General features: G+C 67.1%; 17 protein-coding genes and 1 pseudogene. 11 read left to right on the forward strand and 7 right to left on the reverse strand.

Features of this window, described 5'->3' with window-relative positions; all coding sequences use genetic code 11:
• Window positions 1–45 precede the first annotated feature (45 nt).
• The 6 genes from APT59_RS04565 to APT59_RS04590 all read left to right on the forward strand — a co-directional run bounded on the left by APT59_RS04565 (window position 46) and on the right by APT59_RS04590 (window position 5,099).
• Window positions 46–828 carry a DeoR/GlpR family DNA-binding transcription regulator gene (locus APT59_RS04565; RefSeq protein ID WP_059313762.1) on the forward strand — a complete coding sequence of 261 codons (783 nt, stop codon included), beginning with the start codon at window positions 46–48 and terminating at the stop codon, window positions 826–828.
• Between the two features lie 20 nt (window positions 829–848).
• Window positions 849–1,982 (forward strand): MFS transporter, encoded by a 1,134-nt coding sequence (locus APT59_RS04570; RefSeq protein ID WP_059313763.1) that lies wholly within the window; start codon window positions 849–851, stop codon window positions 1,980–1,982.
• Window positions 1,983–2,049: 67 nt separating this feature from the next.
• A complete protein-coding gene (locus APT59_RS04575; RefSeq protein ID WP_059313764.1) occupies window positions 2,050–4,098 on the forward strand; it encodes an AsmA family protein in 2,049 nt (682 codons plus the stop codon).
• Window positions 4,099–4,229: 131 nt separating this feature from the next.
• The gene (locus APT59_RS04580; protein WP_058765520.1) at window positions 4,230–4,466 is read left to right on the forward strand and encodes a hypothetical protein; all 237 of its coding nucleotides are present in this window, start codon (window positions 4,230–4,232) and stop codon (window positions 4,464–4,466) included.
• Window positions 4,463–4,684, forward strand: a complete 222-nt coding sequence (locus APT59_RS04585; protein WP_059313765.1) for a YgdI/YgdR family lipoprotein — start codon at window positions 4,463–4,465, stop codon at window positions 4,682–4,684. The genes APT59_RS04580 and APT59_RS04585 overlap by 4 nt, the downstream gene beginning before the upstream one ends.
• A gap of 13 nt (window positions 4,685–4,697) precedes the next feature.
• A complete protein-coding gene (locus APT59_RS04590; RefSeq protein ID WP_059313766.1) occupies window positions 4,698–5,099 on the forward strand; it encodes a Rho termination factor N-terminal domain-containing protein in 402 nt (133 codons plus the stop codon).
• 57 nt (window positions 5,100–5,156) lie between these two features.
• Here the strand turns inward: APT59_RS04590 and APT59_RS04595 are convergent, their stop codons facing one another.
• From APT59_RS04595 to APT59_RS04610, 4 genes are all read right to left on the reverse strand, one after another.
• A complete protein-coding gene (locus tag APT59_RS04595; RefSeq protein WP_059313767.1) occupies window positions 5,157–6,350 on the reverse strand; it encodes a class I SAM-dependent rRNA methyltransferase in 1,194 nt (397 codons plus the stop codon).
• Window positions 6,351–6,417: 67 nt separating this feature from the next.
• Complete coding sequence (locus APT59_RS04600) at window positions 6,418–6,657, reverse strand: hypothetical protein (protein WP_059313768.1); 240 nt, start codon at window positions 6,655–6,657, stop codon at window positions 6,418–6,420.
• Between the two features lie 59 nt (window positions 6,658–6,716).
• Entirely contained in the window at window positions 6,717–7,103 is a 387-nt protein-coding gene (cueR, locus tag APT59_RS04605) for a Cu(I)-responsive transcriptional regulator (protein ID WP_059313769.1), read from the reverse strand.
• On the reverse strand, window positions 7,100–9,484 hold the full coding sequence (locus APT59_RS04610; RefSeq protein ID WP_059313770.1) for a heavy metal translocating P-type ATPase: 2,385 nt from the start codon (window positions 9,482–9,484) through the stop codon (window positions 7,100–7,102). Before APT59_RS04610 ends, cueR begins: the two co-directional genes overlap by 4 nt.
• Before the next feature lie 112 nt (window positions 9,485–9,596).
• Here APT59_RS04610 and APT59_RS04615 point away from each other — a divergent pair, with 112 nt between their 5' ends.
• Window positions 9,597–9,791, forward strand: coding sequence for a heavy-metal-associated domain-containing protein (locus APT59_RS04615; RefSeq protein ID WP_059313771.1), 195 nt, complete (start codon window positions 9,597–9,599; stop codon window positions 9,789–9,791).
• Here the strand turns inward: APT59_RS04615 and APT59_RS04620 are convergent.
• The gene (locus tag APT59_RS04620; RefSeq protein ID WP_059313772.1) at window positions 9,773–10,402 is read right to left on the reverse strand and encodes a TetR family transcriptional regulator; all 630 of its coding nucleotides are present in this window, start codon (window positions 10,400–10,402) and stop codon (window positions 9,773–9,775) included. The genes APT59_RS04615 and APT59_RS04620 overlap by 19 nt on opposite strands.
• 112 nt (window positions 10,403–10,514) lie before the next feature.
• On the opposite strand from APT59_RS04620, the pseudogene APT59_RS04625 reads away from it, so the two are divergent.
• The 3 genes and pseudogenes from APT59_RS04625 to zapE all read left to right on the forward strand — a co-directional run bounded on the left by APT59_RS04625 (window position 10,515) and on the right by zapE (window position 13,274).
• A pseudogene (locus APT59_RS04625) lies at window positions 10,515–11,686 on the forward strand (multidrug effflux MFS transporter).
• 66 nt (window positions 11,687–11,752) lie between these two features.
• Window positions 11,753–12,139, forward strand: coding sequence for an MAPEG family protein (locus APT59_RS04630; protein WP_059313773.1), 387 nt, complete (start codon window positions 11,753–11,755; stop codon window positions 12,137–12,139).
• Between the two features lie 85 nt (window positions 12,140–12,224).
• Window positions 12,225–13,274, forward strand: a complete 1,050-nt coding sequence (zapE, locus tag APT59_RS04635; RefSeq protein WP_059313774.1) for a cell division protein ZapE — start codon at window positions 12,225–12,227, stop codon at window positions 13,272–13,274.
• Here zapE and APT59_RS04640 read toward each other — a convergent pair.
• Window positions 13,271–13,915, reverse strand: a complete 645-nt coding sequence (locus tag APT59_RS04640; RefSeq protein WP_059313775.1) for a hypothetical protein — start codon at window positions 13,913–13,915, stop codon at window positions 13,271–13,273. The genes zapE and APT59_RS04640 overlap by 4 nt on opposite strands.
• A gap of 152 nt (window positions 13,916–14,067) precedes the next feature.
• Between APT59_RS04640 and APT59_RS04645 the strand changes: the two genes are divergently transcribed.
• On the forward strand, window positions 14,068–15,678 hold the full coding sequence (locus APT59_RS04645; RefSeq protein WP_059313776.1) for an inorganic phosphate transporter: 1,611 nt from the start codon (window positions 14,068–14,070) through the stop codon (window positions 15,676–15,678).
• Here APT59_RS04645 and APT59_RS04650 read toward each other — a convergent pair.
• On the reverse strand, window positions 15,646–16,530 hold the full coding sequence (locus tag APT59_RS04650) for a LysR family transcriptional regulator (protein ID WP_059313777.1): 885 nt from the start codon (window positions 16,528–16,530) through the stop codon (window positions 15,646–15,648). The genes APT59_RS04645 and APT59_RS04650 overlap by 33 nt on opposite strands.
• Window positions 16,531–16,622 lie beyond the last annotated feature (92 nt).

The following is a 16,622-nucleotide window of genomic DNA, read 5'->3' on the forward strand; positions in this document are numbered from 1 at the left end:
TGTATTTGATTGTGCATGATCTACTGATCCTCTTGGAGTATCGGTATGAGTGCAGCTATCCATCTTCCCGAAGAACGCCAGGCCGCGATCCTGGCCCTGCTGCGTGAGCAGGGACGGGTCCTGTCCGCCGAGCTGGCCGCGACCTGGGGCATTTCCGAAGACAGCGTGCGCCGTGACCTGCGCGAGCTGGCCCGTCAGGGCCTGTGCCGACGGGTATACGGAGGGGCGCTGTCGCTGTTGACGCCGCCGGAGCCGCTGCCGACCCGTATCGGCCAGGACGAAACCGCCAAGCAGTCCCTGGGGCAGGCGGCGGCCCGGCTGGTGCAGCCGGGGCAATTGCTGCTGCTGGACGCCGGCTCGACCAACCTGGCCATCGCCCAGGCGCTACCGGGCGATCAGCAGTTGACCGTGGCGACCAATGCGCCAGTAATCGCGGCGGCGCTGCTGCAGCGCCAGGGTATCCGGGTGCTGATGATCGGCGGGCTGGCCGCTCCGGAGTCGGGCGCTTGCCTGGGTGCACGCGCGATGCGCGATCTGCGCGGTGTACGGGCGGACCTGGCTTTCCTTGGCGCCTGCGCCCTGGCAGTGGAAACCGGGGTGACCGGCTTCGATCTGGAGGAAGCCGAATTCAAGGCAGCCGTGGCCGAGCAGAGCAGCCAGGTCGCCGTCGCGGTGACTGCCGAGAAGCTCGACAGCGTGGCCTTCTATCATGTGCTGAAGCTCGATCAGGTGAACCACCTGGTGCTGGAGCCGGGTCTGAGCGAGGGGCGCCTCCAGCCCTATCGCGACGCCGGTCTGCAGCTGCATTCGCTCGCCAGTGACCGTTAGCCTCTCGCCCTAGGATCCCCATGACCACTGCCGTCTTGCGTCGCCAGCGCCGCGCCACCTTTACCGTCTTTCTCGCCAATGGTTGCGGGATTGGCGGCTGGGCGGCGGCCATTCCCGAGCTCAAGCGCAATCTGGCACTGGGGGACGGTCAGTTGAGCCTGGTGCTGCTGGCCGTCGCCCTGGGCGCCATGCTCACCATGCCCTTCGCCGGGGTGCTGGTGCCGCGGCTCGGCGGCACCGGACGCCTCACCCGCTTGAGTATCCTGGCCTTCGTATTGGTGCTGATCTGGCCCGGAGTGGCGCCGTCACTGGCCTGGCTGCTCCTCTGCGCGCTGCTGCTCGGCGCCTGCAATGGCCTGATCGACGTGGCCATGAACGCCCATGCCAGTGATGTCGAAAGCCGTTGGGACAGGCCGCTGATGTCGTCTTTCCACGCCGCCTTCAGCCTGGGCGGCTTCCTCGGTGCCGGCCTCGGGGCGCTGGTGCTGCACCTGGGCGCCTCGGCATTGCTGGTGCTGCTGGCCGCGGCGCTGGTGGCGCTGGTGCTGGCGTTGCCGGCCGCCCTGGCGCTGGACCAAGGTGACCGCAGTCCGGTGAGCCATGCCCTGCGGCTGCCGGATCGACGGGTGCTGGCGCTGGGGTTGATCGCCCTGGGCTGCCTGATGCTCGAAGGCGCCATGACCGACTGGAGCGCTGTCTACCTGGGTCAGGTGGGTGGGGCGACGCCGGTGGTCGCCACCCTCGGCTACGCCGCCTTTTCGCTGACCATGCTGGTGGGCCGTCTGTTTGGCGATGGCATTCGCCACCGCTTCGGCGGGCCCCAGGTGATCTTTGGCGGGGCCCTCCTTGCCACTCTTGGCCTGGCACTGGCGGTGATCCTGCCGGCGCCCTGGAGCGCCATCCTCGGCTTCGCCCTGGTGGGACTGGGTCTGTCCAACGTGGTGCCCGCAGCCTTCAGTGCCGCAGGCCAGGTGGCCGAGACCCCGGCCGCCGGTATCGCCATGACCGCCACCGCCGGCTATCTGGGCTTCCTGCTCGGCCCGCCGCTGATCGGGGCCGTGGCGGGGCAGGTGGGACTGCGCGGCAGTCTGCTGCTGCTGACCCTGATCGGGGTGGCGGTAGCGCTGCTCGCCCTGCGCCAGCGCAAGGCATGACGTCTATCCAGGGAACCCCGCTGCGCTGAGCAGACCCAAGAGGGAACGGAAATCCAAGGAGGCGGCCATGACACGCCCACGCAAGATCCTCGCCTGGCTGCTGGGAATCATCCTGCTGCTGCTCGTCCTGCTGGTGGTGGTCCTCGCCACCTTCGACTGGAATCGGCTCAAGCCAACCATCAACGAGCAGGTATCGAGCGCTTTGCACCGACCGTTCGCCATCGAGGGTAACCTGGGCGTGGTCTGGCACCGCGAGCCGGACCAGGGCGGCTGGCGTGCCTGGATCCCTTGGCCGCACATCGCCGCCGAAGATCTGACCCTGGGCAATCCGGACTGGGCCAAGGAAAAGACCTTCGTTCATCTCGACCGGGTGCAGTTGCGGATCTCGCCGCTGGCGCTGCTGGCCAAGCAGATCTATATCCCGCGCATCGACCTTACCGGGCCGGTGGTCAATGCTCAGCGGCTGGCCGATGGGCGCAACAGCTGGACCTTCGAGACCGCCGAAAAGGATCCCAAGGCCGAGCCTTCGGCCTGGACGGTGGACATCGGCACCATCGGCTTCGATGCCGGCAAGGTGGGCTTCGACGATGCCCAGACCGCCACCCGGCTAAAGGCGCGCATCACCTCCCTGGATGCTCCCATCGCCTATGCCGACCTGGTCGGCAAGCAGGGCACCTCGCGCCAGCGGTCCAACGTCAAGCAGACCCAGGCCTTCCAGTTCGCCCTGGCGGTGGAAGGCAGCTACAAGCAGGTGCCGGTCAATGGCCGTGGCCAGATCGGTGGTCTGCTGGCCTTGCAGGATGCCGATACGCCGTTTCCCATCCAGCTCGATGCCCGGGCAGGTGAGACCCGGGTGCAGGTGTTCGGGACCCTGACCGATCCGCGACGCCTGGGCGCCCTTGATCTGCATCTGGTACTGGAAGGCAAGAGTCTGGCGCAGCTCTATCCGCTGACAGGCGTCACCCTGCCGGAAACGGCACCCTATGCCACCGACGGTCATCTCACCGTCAAGCTCAACGATCCGGCTGGCGCCCGCTTCAGCTACGAAGACTTCAACGGCCGGGTAGGCAAGAGCGATCTGCATGGCGAGGTGCTGTTCACCGGTGGTAAGCCACGACCCAAGCTCAGCGGGACGCTGCGCTCCGATCAGTTGCTGTTCGAAGACCTGGCACCACTGATTGGCGCCGATACCAAGGAGCAGCAGGCCGCCAAGGGTGAAACCAGCCAGCAGCCGACGACCAAGGCGCTGCCCGTGTCCGAGTTTCGCACCGATCGGTGGCGCGCCATGGATGCCGACGTGCGCTTCACCGGTAAGCGCATCGTGCAGAACGCGCAGTTGCCGATCACCGACCTCAATACCCATGTACGCCTGACCGATGGGGTGCTGTTGCTCGATCCCCTTCGCTTTGGCGTGGCAGGGGGCGACCTGAACACCACGGTACGTTTGGAGGGCGACAAGACCCCACTGCGGGGGCGTGTCGACCTGCATGTACGACGGGTCAAATTGAATCAGCTGTTCCCTACCGTGGAGACGATGAAGCGCAGCATGGGTGAGCTCAATGGCGACGCCACCCTGAGCGGCACCGGCAACTCGGTGGCGGCCCTGCTGGGCACCAGCGATGGTGAGCTCAAGCTGCTGATGAACGACGGCCGCATCAGCCGCAGCCTGATGGAGCTGGCCGGCCTCAACGTCGGCAACTACCTGGTCGATCGGCTGTTCGGCGATGACGAAGTGGAGATCAATTGCGCGGTTGCCGATCTCGACTTCAAGAAGGGCTTGGTGCAGCCCCAGGTGTTCGTGCTCGACACCGAGAACGCCCTGATCAACATCACCGGCACCATCAACCTGGCGAGCGAACGACTGGATCTCACCGTCGATCCCCACAGCAAGGGCTTGCGCATCTTTTCCCTGCGCTCGCCGCTCTATGTGCGCGGTACCCTGAAGAATCCTTCGCCTGGCGTGAAGGCGCTGCCTCTGGCCGCCCGGGGTGCCGTGGCGGCGCTGCTGGCGACCTTCGCCGCGCCTGCCGCCGGTCTGCTGGCGCTGGTGGCGCCCAGCAATGAGCAGGGTGCCCAGTGCAGCGCGCTGCTCCAGCAAATGCGGGCCGCACACTGAGGTAAAGCCGCTGAAAAGGAACTTGACAGGCGACCGTTCGGCGGCGTCGGACGAGCGGAAAAGAACCGGTTTGGTTGGTCGAGTTCTATAACAATAACCCGAGTCGGGCAGCCTTTTCGCGGAGACCCCTCATGCGTGACGACACCGATAGCCATTACGAAATTCACTACAAGTTGCTGGGCGAAAGCTATACCGACCGTATCAGCAATCTGGATGTACCCATCACCGACGTGGTCCGCGATCTGGCCTGCCGGCACCTGGATGCCATCAACGATGAGCGCTTCCAGTTGGCCGACATCGAGTCCGGTCAGGCGCTGGTGGCCCTGCATGATGTCTCCATTCATCGTGTCTCGCCGGAAGCGCCATGAGTCGCCTGGCAAGCGGTGGCGTGCTGGCCCTGACCCTCATGGGGCTGGCGGCCTGTTCCACCGAGACAGTGGTGACCCTGCAGGATGGCACCCAGTACATCACCGAGGATCGTCCCACTACCAAGACGGCCGACGGCTTTTATGAATTCACCGATGTGGCGGGTCGTCACGTGCGGGTGAAAGCCGGTGAAGTGGCCACCATCAAGGCTGAAGACTAATCGGGAGACTGCCATGCCTCGCGGCGACAAGTCCAAGTACAGCGACAAGCAGGAACGCAAGGCCGAGCACATCGAGGAGAGCTACGAGAAAAAGGGCGTCTCCAAGGATGAAGCCGAAGCGCGGGCCTGGGCGACGGTGAACAAGCAGTCCGGCGGTGGTGAAAAGGCAGGTTCCGGCAAGGCCAAGAGCGGTACCGCCAAAAGCGCGGATCGCAAGGATTCCGCCCGGCGGGCGGTGGCCACCAAACAGGGCCAGTCGCCCAACAGCGGACATGCAGCGGCGCATCGCTCGCGCAGCGGTAGTACTTCGCTCAGTGACCTGACCCGCGACGAACTGGTGAAGAAGGCAGCCGAGCAGAATGTGCGGGGTCGTTCGCGGATGAAGAAGGACGAGTTGATCCGCGCCCTCAGCTGAGGTTTGAACACGCACAAAAAAGCCGGACCTGGTCCGGCTTTTTCTTGGCCTGGCGTCTTAGCTGGGCAGCAGACGGCAGGTGAGGCTCTTGATGTAGCGGGTTTCCGGAATGGCCGGGTGTACCGGATGATCCGGGCCCTGGGCGCCGCGTTCGAGGATCTGCAGGTTGCGATCCAGATGGCGGGCGCTGCCGAGCAGGATGTTCTGCAGGTCGTCTTCGGGCAGGTGCATGGAGCAGGAGGCACTGACCAGGATGCCGTCCTTGTTCAGCAGCCGCATGGCCTGCTCGTTGAGGCGACGGTAGGCGGCCTCGCCGTTCTTCAGGTCCTTGCGCTTCTTGATGAAGGCCGGCGGGTCGGCAACGATGACATCGAATTTTTCTTCACCGGCCTTGAGTTCCTTGAGCGCCTCGAAGACATCGCCCTCGACGCACACCAGCTTTTCCGCCAGGCCGTTGAGAGTGGCATTGCGCTCCACGCCGTCGAGGGCGAAGCCCGAGGCGTCCACGCACATGACTTCGCTGGCACCGAAGGCCGCGGCCTGCACGCCCCAGCCGCCGATGTAGCTGAACAGGTCGAGCACCCGCTTGCCTTCGACATAGGGCGCCAGGCGCGCACGATTCAGGCGGTGGTCATAGAACCAGCCGGTCTTCTGGCCTTCACGCACCGGGGCCTCGAAGCGCACGCCGTTCTCTTCCAGCCCCACCCAGTCGGGGACCTCGCCGTAGGCCACTTCCACATAGCTGGAAAGGCCCTCGGCCACACGGGCGCTGCCATCGTTCTTCCACAGCACGCCCTGGGGTTTGAATACCTGCAGCAGGGCGGCGAGGATGGCGTCGCGCTGGCGCTCCATGGTCGCCGAGGCGATCTGCACCACCAGGATATCGTTGAAGCGATCCACCACCAGGCCAGGCAGGAAATCCGAATCGCCATAGACCAGGCGATAGCAGTGGCTGCCGAACAGCCGCTCGCGCAGGCTCAGGGCGACCTTGAAGCGATGCACCAGCAGCGACTTGTCCAGCAGGTAGCCGGTGTCGCGGGAGAACAGGCGGGCGCAGATCAGGTTGTTGGGCGACAACGCCACCAGGCCCAGCGGCTTGCCGCTGGTGGTTTCCAGGATGGCCTGGTCGCCTGGTTCGAAGGCGGTGAGCGGCGTGGCGACCACGTCCACCTCGTTGCTGTACACCCAGAGGTGCCCGGCGCGCAGACGGCGGTCGGCATTGGCTTTGAGGCGCAGGCGAGGCAGGGTCATGAATCACTCCAACGAAGGGGGCAAAAGCGCGGAATTATAGCGCAAAGCCACCTGCCTGGGCCGGCCGTCAGTCCCGCTGGCTGATCTCGATGTCGCTCAGTCCGGCTTCCTGGGCGCGGCGGGCGATGCTCGGCTGGGCATGACGCTCCCAGGGTGCATCGACCACCACCTGGGGTTCCTCGACGTGCTTGATGAGCAATTGCAGCAGCGCTTCCTCCTCGGTGACCGGCTCGAAGCTCTCCAGCTCGTGGCTGAGTGGCTCGCCATTGAGGCGATAGCGGATCTGGTAGTGGTGCAGGGTCTGCATGGTGGTGCCTCGGTAGCGGGGGGATAACCGATGGACCCCGCTGGGCGGCAGCGGTTGCGTCAGCCGCCCAGGCTATCGAGGATCGGGCAGTCGGGGCTGGCATCGCCGTGGCAGCAGGAAACCAGTTCGCCCAGGGTGCTGCGCAGCCGCGTCAGCTCGGCGATCTTCTGGTCCAGCTCGGTGATGTGCCGCTTGGCCAGCGCCTTGACGTCGGCACTGGCACGCTGCCGGTCCTGCCAGAGACTGAGCAGCTGGCGGATCTCCTCGAGGCTGAAGCCCAGCTCCCGCGAGCGGCGGACGAAGGCCAGCACCCGCAGGTCTTCGGCGCCGTACTGGCGATAGCCGCTATCGGTGCGCCCGGCGGGTGCCAGGAGGCCGATGCGCTCGTAGTAGCGCAGCATCTTGGCGGTAAGCCCGCTGGCCTTGGCGGCCTGACCGATGTTCATGACGGGGAGTCTCCGGACGGGCGCCAGCGGCCGAGCAGCAGGGCATTGGCCAGGACACTGACGCTGGAAAAGGCCATGGCGGCCCCGGCATAGACCGGGTCGAGCAGGCCGAAGGCCGCCAGGGGCAGGCCGATGACATTGTAGACGAAGGCCCAGAACAGATTCTGGCGGATCTTGCGCTGGGTACGCCGGGCGATGTCCAGCGCCGCGACCACCTGGCGCGGGTCCTCCTGCAGCAGGGTGATGCCGGCGGCATGGCGGGCGGCCGCGGTGCCCGAGCCCATGGCGATGCCCAGCTCGGCAGCGGCCAGTGCCGGGGCGTCGTTGAGGCCGTCGCCGACCATGGCGACGCCCCCCTGGGTCGCTTGCAGGCGGGCGACCACCGCGGCCTTGTCGGCGGGCAGTACCTCGGCCTCCCACTGCGCGATGCCCAGCGCCTCGGCCACCTGGCGGGCACTGCCGCGGTTGTCACCGGTCAGCAGCCAGCTGTCGATGCCGTCCGCGCGCAACTGGGCGATAGCCTGGGTGGCGCCCGGACGGATCTCGTCGCCAAAGGCCAGCAGTCCCAGCACCCGCGCCGGGGCACCAGTCTCCAGCAGCCAGGACAGCGTGAGGCCCTGGTCTTCCCAGTCGCGGGCCGCCTCGGCCAGCGGGCCGGCAGCCAGGCCCTGTTCGGCCAGCAGCCGGGCATTGCCGAGGAGCAGCGCGCGCCCTTGCCAGCTACCGTTCAGGCCGCGGCCGGGGAGGGCGCGGACGTCGCTGGCTGGTGGCGTATCCAGGCCACGCGCGCGGCAGGCCTTCAGCACCGCCGTGGCGAGGGGGTGTTCGCTGCCCCGTTGCAGGCTGCCGGTCAGGCTCAGCAGCTCGTGCTCCTCGATTCCGGGCGCCGTGGCCAGCTGGCGCAGGCGCAACTGGCCGGCGGTCAGGGTGCCGGTCTTGTCGAACACCACGGTGGTGATGCCCTGGGCGCGTTCCAGGGTTTCGGCGTCCTTGATCAGGATGCCGTGGCGCGCCGCCACCCCGGTGCCGGCCATGAGCGCGGCTGGCGTCGCCAGACCCAGGGCGCAGGGGCAGGCGATGACCAGCACGGCGACGGCGGCGAGCAGGGCGGGTTCCAGGGCGTGTCCGGTCAGCAGCCAGCCAGCCAGGGTGAGGAAGGCCAGGCCGATCACTACCGGGACGAAGATCCGGCTGATGCGATCCACCAGTTGCTGGATGGGCGCCTTGCTGGCCTGGGCATCTTCCACCAGGCGGATGATGCCGGCCAGCACCGTCTCGCCGCCCAGCGCGCTGACCTCGATGTGCAGATTGCCCTCGCCATTGATGGCACCTCCGACCACTTCGTCACCGGGGCCTTTGGCGACCGGGCGGCTCTCGCCGGTGAGCAGGGCTTCGTCCACCTGGCTTTCGCCCAGCAGGATGCGACCGTCGGCCGGAATGCGTTCGCCCGGGCGAATCTGCAGGCGGTCGCCCAGCCGCAGCCGATTCAGCGCGACTTCTTCTTCCTCGCCGTCCGCGTTCAGGCGCCGGGCCTGCTCGGGGCGCAGGGCTTCCAGGGCGCGCAGGGCGGCACCGGTACGGCGCTTGGCGCGGGCCTCCAGGTATTTGCCCAGGCGGACCAGGGCGATGACCATCGCCGCCGTCTCGAAATAGAGATGGGGACTGTCCTTGACCAGCCAGAGGTAGAGGCTCAGGCCGTAGGCAGCGCTGGTGCCCAGGGCGACCAGCACATCCATGTTGCCGCTGCGGGCGCACAGGGCATGCCAGGCGCCGCGATAGAAGCGGGCGCCGACCAGGAACTGTACCGGTGTCGCCAGCAGGAATTGCAGCCAGGCCGGCGGCATCAGGTGCCAGCCGAAGGGTACCAGCAGCATGGGCAGGATCAGCGGGGCGGCCAGCAGCAGTGCCAGGGCCAGCTCCAGTTGCTCCCAGGGCAGCCCCGCACGCCCCGGGGCAGGGCGGTCATCCTCGGCGAGGCGGTCCTGGGCGTCGTAGCCCGCGGCTTCCACCGCGGCGATCAGGGCGCCGGTCTCGACCGCGGCCAGGGTCTTCACACGGGCACGCTCGCTGGCGAGATTGACCTCGGCCGACAGGACCCCGGGCACGGCGCGCAGGGCCTTTTCGATGCGCCCCGCGCAGTTGGCGCAACTCATGCCGGACAGCGCCAGGTCGTGCTCGGCCTCGGCTACCCGGTAGCCGGCCGCCGTGATGGCTTCGGCCAGCGCCGGGGCCGCCTCGGGTGGTGCGCTGACGCGGGCCTTTTCGCTGGCGAGGTTGACCCCGGCCGCGCTGACCGCCGGCACCTTCTGCAGGGCGCGCTCGACCCGCCCGGCGCAGGCTGCGCAGGTCATGCCGCTGATGGAGAGTTCGAATTCGTGCATGGGCACCTCCTGACATCAGTGTTGACCTTGACCTCGGGTCAAGGTCAACACTGGAACCCGGTCCTGGCGTTTGGCGTCAGGAGAGATAGGTTTCGTCAGACAGGAGCAGACCATGCATGTCATCAAGGTAGTCGGAATGAGTTGCGCCCACTGCGTGAGCGCGGTCGAGGCGGCGGTCCTCAAGGTCGATAGCCAGGCCCGGGTCGAGGTGGACCTGCAGGCGGGCGAAGTGCGCATCGACAGCGCCGAGGTGGATGCGCCTTTCCGCGCGGCCATCGAGCAGGCGGGTTATACCGTCGCTGACTGAGCCCAGTCGCGCACGATGGCGCGGAAGAAGGTGGTGAACACCTGCTCGGTGGCCAGCAGCGGCGCGAAGGTCTGTTCGTCGCGCAAGAGATCGGACAGGGTGCCAAGAAATAGGCTGTGCAGCAGTCGGCTGGCCAGTTGTGGTGTCACGCCCGGCTGCAGCCGGGCCGCCTGGGCGGTGAAAAGGGCGTCGGTGATGCGGATGAACTGACGCAGGAACTGCAGATCGCGTTCCTCGGCCTCGCGCAGTTCCTCGGTAAATTCGCAGCGGTGCAGCATGATCGTCATGACCCGCTGTTCACGTCCGGGCTTGGTGAATTTCTCCATGCCTTCGATGCAGAGCTTGAACAATCGCTGCAGACTGTCTTCCTCGCCATCGACGCGCAGGCGCTCGGTCAGTTCGTCGGCTGGGATCCTTATCTGGCTAAGCATTTCGTGGAACAGGTGGGCCTTGTTCTGGAAATGCCAGTACACTGCACCCCGGGTGACGCCGCATTCGCGGGCGATCATTTCCAAGCTGGTACGCGCCACGCCATTGGTCAGGAACAGGGCTTCCGCCGCATCGAGAATGGCTTGGCGAGTCTGTTCGGCTTCTTCTTTCGTACGACGCATGGGCGATCTGATTGGCAGTGGGTCTGCCATGCAGTTTAGCGCGCCTTGGCACTTTTACAAACATCATTGTATGTAACTGCGCGGCATTTCCGCTTCCACCGGATTGGCTTTCATGACCTTTCGCTTACTGTTGATTCTCGGGGCCCTCTCGGCCTTCGCTCCCTTCGCCATCGACATGTACCTGCCCAGCTTTCCTTCGCTGGCACTGTCGTTCGCCACTGACATCGAGCATGTGCAGCTGAGTCTGGCGGTGTATTTCGCCGGCCTCGCCAGCGGCCAGCTGTTCTACGGTCCCCTGGCAGATCGCTTCGGCCGACGGCTGCCGCTGCTGATCGGCATCGGCCTGTTCTGCCTGGCCTCGCTGGGTTGCGCCCTGGCGCCGAGCCTGCCCTGGTTGATCGCCGCGCGCTTCGTCCAGGCCTTGGGCGGCTGCGCCGGCATGGTGATCGCGCGCGCCGTGGTGCGCGACCTCTGCGAGCCGGTGGCGGCGGCACGGGCCTTCTCGCAGATCATGCTGGTGACCGGTATCGCCCCCATCATCGCGCCCTTCGCCGGCAGTCTGCTGCTGAGCACCTTCGGCTGGCAGGCCATCTTCGTCAGCCTGGCGCTGTTCGCCGCCGCCTGCGGCACCGCCGTGGCGCTCTGGTTGCCCGAATCCCTGCCGACGCACCATCCGCGGCCACCGCTGCGCGGGGCCTTGCGCAACTACCTGCGCCTGCTGCGCGATCGCGGCTTCATCGGCCATACCTTGACCGGTGGCATCGCCATGGCCGGCATGTTCGCCTACATCTCCGGCTCGCCCTTCGTGCTGATCGAACTCTATGGTGTTGCCCCGAGCACTACGGCTGGGTGTTCGGTCTCAATGCCGCCGGCTTCATCCTGCTCGGCCAGCTCAATGCGCGTCTGGTGGTTCGCCAGGGGCCGGCCTTCTGGCTGCGTCGCGCGGTGGTGGCCTATGCCGCGGCGGGGCTGATCCTGCTGCTGGTCGGTGCCTTCCAGCCCAAGGCGTTGCCGGTGCTGATGATCCCGCTGTTCTTCGCCATCGCCCTGCTCGGCGGCATCGTGCCCAACGCCTCGGCCTGCGCCCTCTCCGGGCAGGGCGCCAATGCCGGCAGTGCCTCGGCGCTGATGGGTAGCCTGCAATTCATCCTGGCGGCGCTCGCCTCCAGTAGCGTGGGCGCGCTGCACAACGGCACCGTGGTGCCCATGTGCGCGGTGCTCGCCCTCTGCGCGGTGGCGACCGCTTTGATGGCGCGCTGGACCCACAGGCGCACGCCGGCCTGAGTCGGAGGGATTTTTCCCGGTGCGGCGGGTCAGATAGGCGAACCCTCAACTTCCAGGGACGCCGACATGACCTTTGCCTACTGGTGCATCTTCCTCGTCTACTTCGTGCCCTATGGCGCGGCCTACTACGCCAAGTTCAAGGGCAGCGGCTTCACGCCCGAGGACAACCGTGATCCGCGCGGCTTCCTCGGCAAGCTGGAAGGCGCCCGGGCACGAGCCAACGCCGCCCAGCAGAACGCCTTTGAGATCAATCCGCTGTTCGCCGCGGCGGTGATCGTCGCCCACGTCACCGGTGGCGCCGACCAGGGCACCATCAACTTCTGGGCCTTCCTCTTCCTGCTCAGCCGCATTGCCTACACCTGGCTGTACATCCGCGACCATGCCACCCGCCGTTCGCTGGCCTGGGCCGGTGGTATGTTCTGCTGCCTGTGCCTGTTCATCGCCGCGGCCTGAGTCGCTCGAACGCGGACGTCGTCGGTCTTGACCGGCGGCGTTGGCTGCGGCTTCATTAGCGGCCTATCTTTCCTGACGTGCCGCCATGACCGCTGCTTCGCCCGCCCAGCAGGTGCTGGAGCATTTCGCCGATCTGGCTCGAACCCGTGGGTACACCCTTGATAGCGCCCAACAGGCGGCCATCGAGCGCTTCGCCATCTTGGCCGACGAGCTGCTGCGCCCGCGGCTGTTCCGCCCCAAAGCGCCGCGCAGCCTCTACCTCTGGGGGCCGGTGGGGCGTGGCAAGAGCTTCCTGCTGGACGGCTTCTTTGCCGCTCTACCATTCGCCGAGAAGCGCCGCGTGCACTTTCATGCCTTCTTTTGCGACCTGCACGAGCGCATGTTTCGCCAGCCAGCGGGTGGCGATGCCCTGGCCGCCAGCCTGGACGACCTGCTGGAAGGTTGCCGACTGCTCTGCTTCGATGAATTCCATGTGCATGACATCGGCGATGCCATGCTCATTACCCGGCTGTTCAAGGCCTTGTTCAGCCGCGGCGTGGTGTTGATCACCACCTCCAACTATCCCCCCGAAGGGCTGCTGCCCAATCCGCTTTATCACGAGCGCTTCCTGCCGGCGATCCAACTGATCGAAACGCGCATGGACATTCTCTCGGTGGCCGGCCCCCAGGACTACCGCAGTGCCAGCTCCGTCGAGCCCGATCCCTTCGGCGTTGGCGCCTATCTCTGGCCGGGTAGCCCTGATCAGCGCCGCGCTCTGGGGCTGCCGCCGATGGTGGAGACGCGGGTGGAGGTAGCGGTGGGGCATCGCCATCTCCCCGCCATCAGCGCGGCGGATGGGCTGCTGCAGTTCAGTTTCGCCGAGCTCTGCGAAGGCCCCACGGCGGTCCTCGACTACCTGACCCTGAGCGAAACCTGGCACCGCTGGCTGCTCGACGAGGTACCTCCGCTGCGGGAGGCCAGCCCCGCCGCGCGACAGCGCTTCATCAATCTGGTGGACGTGCTCTACGACCGTCGGCTGGCACTGTTCCTGGTCAGCGCCGCGCCGCTCGACGAGACCCTGGCCGACAGCGAGATCGCCGACATGTCGCGTACGCGCAGTCGGCTGTCCCAGCTGCGGCAGATCGGCACCGGTTAGCGCTGTTGCCGTAGCTTCGCACTGTCCAGATGCCAGCGGCGCTGTTCGGCCGAGGCGCCATCGACGTCGTTGACCCGGCGCACCTGGTAGCTGCCGCTAAAGGTCTGGCGGGTGCCGTCGACCAGGCGCGCTCTTACCGTGACCGGGACGCTGACATAGCTCGAGCCCGCCGCGCCCTCGACCGGACCAGGCTGACCGAGGGTCACCTGCACGCCGCGGGTGCGGGCATAGCCCTGGCGGAATTTCTCGTAGCTGTTGCCGGGCTGGCCGTCGCTTCCCCATTGCTGCCAGGCGGTACCGTAGTCCCGGGCATCCAGCGCGCGGTAGTACCGCGCCACCACTGCCGCGGCGGCTTCGGCGCTGCTGGGTAGCGGACCGCAACCGGGCTGCTTGGCTGCCTCGTCGTCACCGAACAGGGCGCAACTGCGGGCGATTTCGTCCTGCATCAGCGCGCAACTGTTGGCGGCGTTGCAGGGCGGATGCGTCGCGGGGGAGAGCGCCCGACAGGTCGTGGCCAGCGCCTGGGCCGGCTTTTGCCCCAGCTCCTGGGCGCAACTGCGCGGGGCACGCTCGGTGGCGGCCAGGGCACCGCTGGCAAGGGACCACAGCAGAAGAGGACAGAGCAGCAAGCGTGGGGGCATAGGTGCGATCCTTGGGCAAAGGCCCAGCCTAGCAGGCCGAGGTCGACACGGAAAAAGGCACGCGGCGGTCATCCGTCGTCTGGTCTTAGGGCTGACGTAAAAGCGTCATGCAGCCGGCGCAGGGTAGGCAGATCCCGTGTCGGAGTTCGCCCATGCCTTCGTCCAGTCCAGCCGCCTCCCTGTCACCGCTGTCCCATCCCCTGCACAGTTCGCGCAAGCCCGGTCCGCTGCGGATCGTGCTGTTCATCGTGCTGCTGCTGACCGGTCTGGCGGTCACTCTCGGGGGTATCCACAGCGACGTCAGCGATGCCCAGTCGCCGCCCACCACCTGGCTGCCCTTCGCCGGGCTGGCGCTGGCGCTGGTGATCGCCCTCGGCTTCGAATTCGTCAACGGCTTCCACGACACCGCCAATGCCGTGGCCACGGTGATCTACACCCACTCGCTGCCGCCCAATGCGGCGGTGCTCTGGTCCGGCTTCTGCAATTTCCTCGGGGTGCTGTTCTCCAGCGGCGCGGTGGCCTTCAGCGTCATCGCCCTGCTGCCGGTGGACCTGGTGGTGGAGATGGGCGCGGGCCGGGGCTTCGCCATGATCTTCGCCTTGCTGATCGCCGCCATCATCTGGAATCTCGGCACCTGGTGGCTGGGCTTGCCGGCGTCCTCGTCCCATACCCTGATCGGCTCCATCATCGGCGTCGGCCTGATGCACGCCTGGCTGGGCGGCCTGGATGGCAGCAGCGGCGTGGACTGGGACCAGGTGGCCAAGGTCGGCTATGCGCTGCTGTTCTCGCCGCTGATCGGCTTCGTCTGCGCGGCGGTGCTGCTGGTGCTGCTCAAGCGGATCGTGCGCGACCAGACGCTCTACCAGGAGCCGAAAAGCGCCGAGCCGCCGCCGCCCTGGATCCGCGGCCTGCTGATCCTGACCTGCACCGGGGTGTCCTTCGCCCATGGCTCCAACGACGGCCAGAAGGGCATGGGGCTGATCATGCTGATCCTGGTCGGCGCCCTGCCGACCGCCTATGCGCTCAATCGAGCGGTGCCGGCCACCGCCACGCCGGCCTTTGCCGCCGTGGCCGAGGTCACCGCCAGCGGCCTGCGCCAGGCGGCGCCCCAGGCTGCGCCAGCCGATCCCCACGGCGTACTGCTGGAATTCGTGCGCAAGCGGCAGAGCAATCCCGAGGTGCTGCCGGCGCTGGCGGCCATCACCGACGACATCGCGCGCGAGGTGCGTCAGTACGGCGCTCTCAACAACGTGCCGGCGCAGAGCATGCCCAACGTGCGCAATGCCATGTACCTGGCGTCGGAATCCATCCGCCTGCTGGAAAAGGAGCACCTGCCGGGCCTGGCGCCCAAGGCGCAGGAGGACCTCAAAGAATTCAAGCGGCAGATCGATCAGGCCACCCGCTTCATCCCGCTCTGGGTGAAGGTGGCGGTGGCCATCGCCCTGGGCCTGGGCACCCTGGTCGGCTGGCGGCGCATCGTCATCACCGTTGGCGAGCGCATCGGCAAGACCCACCTGACCTATGCCCAGGGTGCCTCGGCCGAGCTGGTGGCCATGGGCACCATAGGCGCGGCGGATGCCTTCGGCCTGCCGGTCTCCACCACCCATGTGCTCTCTTCGGGCGTGGCCGGGACCATGGCCGCCAATGGTTCCGGATTGCAGTGGGCCACGGTGCGCAATCTGGCGCTGGCCTGGGTGCTCACCCTGCCGGTAGCCATGGCGCTGTCCGCTTCACTCTACTGGTTGCTGGTGCAGCTGTTCTGACACGGCCTCGGTCAGGCACTGGCGAAACAGCGCCACCGCCGGCAGATCGCGCCCGGCGTGGCGAGTGATGACCTGCAGTTCGCGATGGAAGGTGAGGGTGCCGAGCGATAGCCGGCGCACCCGCGCATGCTCCAGCCAGAGGCCGGCGCAGGGCACCAGGGCCACCCCCAGGCCGTGCTCCACCATCTTGACGATGGCGTCGAGCTCGTCGAGTTCGAGCACCTGGCGCACCGTCAGGCGCTGCTCGCGCAGAAAAGCGCTGACCCGACGTCCGCCGAAGGAGTGGCGGTCGTAGCGGATGAAGGGTTGGGTCTCCAGCAGCAGCCGGGGGGCGTCACCTGTCAGCCCTGGCGGGACGATGAGCACGAAGGGTTCCTGCAACAAGGTGGTGGCGTGCAGCTCCTTGGGCAGCTCGAAGGGCGGGCGGATGAGGATGGCCAGGTCCAACTCGCCGGCGTCCACCTGGCTGAGCAGGGCGAGCGACACCCCAGGCACCAGGCGGGGCTCCAGGCGTGGCGCCCGCTGGCGCAGCCGCACCAGGGTGCCGGGGAGCAGGCCGGTCTGGACGCTGGCGATGGCGCCGATGCGCAACTCGCCCTGGATCTCGTCCCCGGCGCCCGCCATGCGGGCGTAGGTAGCGAGGATTTCCTCGGCCAAGGGCAGGGCGCGGCGTCCCGCGGCATTGAGCAGGGCGCTGCGTCCGTTGCGGTCGAAGAGATCCACGCCCAGGTTCTGCTCCAGATTGCGGATCTGGGCGCTCACCGCCGAAGGCGTGAGGCCTACGTGCAGACCGGCCGCGGCGAAGCTGCCATGGCGGACGACGGCGAGAAAGGTCTTGAGTTCGCGAAGCATGGCGGATGCCCGATGCCTGGGTAGGGCACTGTAGCGAGCCCAGCGCCGAGCGACAAAAATTTCGATGCTCGGAGGCAGGAATATGCGCTTCA

Source organism: Pseudomonas oryzihabitans (assembly GCF_001518815.1).
Taxonomy (GTDB): domain Bacteria; phylum Pseudomonadota; class Gammaproteobacteria; order Pseudomonadales; family Pseudomonadaceae; genus Chryseomonas; species Chryseomonas oryzihabitans_E.